Source organism: Mycobacterium sp. E3247 (assembly GCF_001667785.1).
Lineage (GTDB): Bacteria > Actinomycetota > Actinomycetes > Mycobacteriales > Mycobacteriaceae > Mycobacterium.
Genome location: NZ_LZJG01000101.1, coordinates 1 through 630, shown reverse-complemented (window position 1 = coordinate 630; position 630 = coordinate 1). Strand labels below are relative to the sequence as shown.

Below are 630 nucleotides of genomic sequence, written 5' to 3'. Positions count from 1 at the left end.
GCGGCAGCACGCCCAGCATCAACCCGAACGTCAGGAAGTCGAACAGCGAGCTGATCGGTCCGAAGATCAGCATGAACCGGCGGATGAACGCGACGTTCCAGTGCGACGGCGCGTGCAGCTGCTCGGCGTCGACCCTGTCGGTGGGGATCGCCAGCTGCGAGGAGTCGTATAACAGGTTGTTCAGCAGGATCTGGCTGGGCAGCATCGGCAGGAACGGCAGCAGGGCCGATGCGGCCGCGGCGCTGAACATGTTCCCGAAGTTGCTCGACGTGCCCATCAGCACGTACTTGATGGTGTTGGCGAATATGCGCCGGCCCTCGGCGACGCCGGTGGCCAACACACCGAGGTCCTTCTCCAGCAGCACCACGTCGGCGGCGTCCTTGGCCACGTCGGTGGCGCTGTCCACCGAGATCCCCACGTCGGCGGCGTGCAACGCCAGCGCGTCGTTGACCCCGTCGCCCAGGAAGCCGACGGCTCGCCCCTCGCGCCGCAGCGCGGTGATCAGCCGCGCCTTCTGCTCGGGGGAGATGCGCGCGAAGATGGTGTAATTCTGTGCGGCGTGCTCGAATTCTTCGTCGCCGAATTGTTCCATCTCCGCGCCGGTGATGGTTCCCTTTGAGGCCAAACCCA

The 630-nt window shown here is 65.7% G+C and carries 1 protein-coding gene; it reads right to left on the bottom strand.

All coding sequences use genetic code 11. From position 1 onward, the window contains the following. The coding region (locus A9X04_RS05240; RefSeq protein ID WP_156764226.1) for an HAD-IC family P-type ATPase at positions 1-630 on the bottom strand (630 nt) is incomplete at both ends.